Source organism: Rhodococcus sp. O3, assembly GCF_048897285.1.
GTDB lineage: Bacteria > Actinomycetota > Actinomycetes > Mycobacteriales > Mycobacteriaceae > Rhodococcus.
Map to the genome: position 1 here is coordinate 1 of NZ_JBMBTE010000259.1, position 2,891 is coordinate 2,891.

The window sequence follows — 2,891 nt, forward strand, 5'->3', positions numbered from 1 at the left end:
TTGGGTGTCGAGGGGGTGGGTGTCGACGACGACTTTTTCCATCTCGGCGGCGACTCCATCATGTCTCTCCAGGTCGTTTCCCGCGCCCGTCGCGCCGGAATCGCCGTCACCGCAAGGGGTCTGTTCACCCATCGCACCGTCGCGGCCCTGGCTGCGGCGGCCCGCACGCTAGACGATGCCCCCACGATCTCGGACGACGGCACCGGACACGTACCGCTGACGCCGCTCGCGACCGCGACGATCCGCGACGGGTTCTACGAGAACTACTGCCAGGCCACCGTCGTGCACACGCCGGTCGGAGCCGACCGCGGCACACTCGCCGCGGCCCTGGCGGACGTGATCGCGCACCACGACATCCTGCGTGCCCGCCTCGTCGACACCGACGGTGACGGCACGCCCGACGCGCTCGACGTGCCCCGCGAGACGACGGTCGATCTCGATGCCCTGGTGCGCGAGGTTGCAGCCGAGTCGGACCGGGACGCGCAGGTTCGCACCGAACTCGCTTCCACCGCAGCACGTCTCGATCCTGCCGTCGGCGTGATGGTGCAGGCGGTGTTCCTGGCGCCTGCCACGCCGGACGAGCGCGGCGCACTGTTGATCGCCGCGCACCATCTCGTCGTCGACGGCGTGTCCTGGCGCGTCCTGCTCGAAGATCTCGCCGCACGCTGGAGCCGCGAGGACCTCGATCCGGTGCCGACGTCCGTCCGCACCTGGAACACCGCGCTGGCCGACCGAGCGAAGACCGGCGACACCGAGGCCCGTGCCCGCGCGTTCGCCGGCCGGATCGGCGACTTCGAGCCGCCGATCGGCACCCGCGACTTCGACCCCGCGCTCGACACCCACGCGACCACCGCGGACGTCACCGTCGAACTGGACGTCGCGACCACCCGTTCGCTGCTCTCGACCCTGCCGCGGGTGTATGCCGGCAGCGTCGACGACGGACTCTATGCGGCACTGGCCACCGCCGTCGTGAACTGGCACCGGGGCCGCGGGACCGCGACCGACGGTGTACTGGTCGCCCGCGAAACACACGGTCGCGCAGACGAACTTGTTCCCGGTGCCGATCTGTCCCGCACGGTCGGCTGGTTCACCGCGATGTACCCCGTCCGGCTCGATCTCGCCGGAATCGCAACCGGTGCAGACGTACTCGACGCCGATGCGATCGTGCGCACCGTCAAGGAACAGTTGCGTGCCGCTGCCGCAGACGGGATCGAACACGGCCTGGCCCGCTACCTCGACCCGGTCGGGGAGGACGTGCTCGCCCGCTGCGCTCGCCCGCAGATCGGATTCAACTACCTGGGCCGGTTCGCCGCCGACAGTGGGGAGGCCCGGGACTGGTCGGCGCTGCCGGGATTCGAAGGACTCCTCGGGCACACCCGCCCGGAGATGCCCGCCGCGACCGCCGTGGACATCAACGCCGTCACCGTCGACGGGCCGGACGGTCCCCGGCTGCAGGCCCGCCTGACCTACGCCACCGGCATCCTTACCGAGGACCAGGCCCGCTCGTTGGGCGCGGCCTGGGCGGAGGCGGCCACGGCACTCGCCCGGCACGCCGAAACCGTGCCGACCGTCCGGCACACGCCGGGCGATTTCCTCGACACCGGCGTCTCGCAGGCCGACGTGTGCGCGTGGGAGCAGCGATTCGGCGAACTCGCCGACGTGCTGCCCATGACCGGTCTGCAGCAGGGACTGATCTTCGAATCGCAGCTGCACGCCGACTCGGACGCCGTGGACGTCTACGTCGGGCAGGTCGCCTTCGAATTCACCGGACCGCTCGACCGTGACCGGCTGCACCGCGCCGCGCAGGCGCTGCTCGACGCGCATCCGAACCTGCGGGCCGCGTTCGTGACCGACGACGACGGCACGTACCGCAGTGTCGTGCCCGCGTTCGTCCCGATGCCGTGGCAGGTGATGGATGTGACGGCCGACCCGGATCCGGACGCCGCTGCCGACCGGGTCGCCGACGCCGAACGCGACGCCCGGTTCGACCCTGCTGTGCCGCCGCTGCTGCGGTGCGCGCTCGTCGTCCTCGCCCCGGAACGGCATCGGCTGGTGGTGACCGAACACCACGCCGTGATCGACGGCTGGTCGACGCCGCTGCTCGTGGCCGAACTGCTCGAGAACTACCGCGGCGGAACCTCGCCCACGACCGGCGCCGACCGGGACGGCTACCGCAACTTCCTGACCTGGTTGGCGCGGCAGGAACCGGAGGCGACCCGCGCCGCGTGGCAGCAGGTGCTCGCTGCGGTCGAGGGGCCGACGCTGGTCGCGCCGGCCGAACGCGTCTCGGTCGCCGAGTTCCCGCAGACGGTGCCCGTCACCCTCGACGTCGAGACCAGCGCAGGTGTCGTCGCCGCGGCCCGCGCGTGCGGTGTCACCGTGGCGACGGTCGTGCAGGTCGCGTGGGCGATGGCGCTCGCGCAGCAGACCGGGCAGTCCACCGTCGTCTTCGGTGCCACCGTCTCCGGTCGCCCGTCCCAGGTCGACGGCGTCGAATCCGCCATCGGTCTGTTCATCAACACGATTCCGGTCGTCGTCGAACTCGATCCGTCCGACCGGCTCGAAGACGCCCTGGTCCGGGTGCAGGAGCAGCAGGTGTCGGTGCTCGACCACCAGCACGTGTCGCTCACCGAACTGCACCGCATCGCCGGGCAGCAGCGCCTGTTCGACACGCTGGTGGTGTTCGAGTCGTACCCCATGGACGAGTCTGCGCTCACTGCGCTGCTCGACGACAACGCGCTCGGTCTCGCCGGTCTGAGCGGGCGCGACTCCACGCAGTACCCGATGACCCTCGAGGTCACCCCGGGCGACGAGATCGCTGTCGAGGTCGCCTACCTGCCCACGCTCGTCGACGAATCCGTCGCGGCCCGGGCCGCCGAGGCCGTGCGCGC

General features: G+C 71.2%; 1 protein-coding gene. It reads left to right on the forward strand.

Features of this window, described 5'->3' with window-relative positions:
- Positions 1-2,891, forward strand: a 2,891-nt coding sequence (locus tag ACN675_RS28595) for a condensation domain-containing protein (RefSeq protein WP_420754028.1), incomplete at both ends; no start/stop codon positions are given.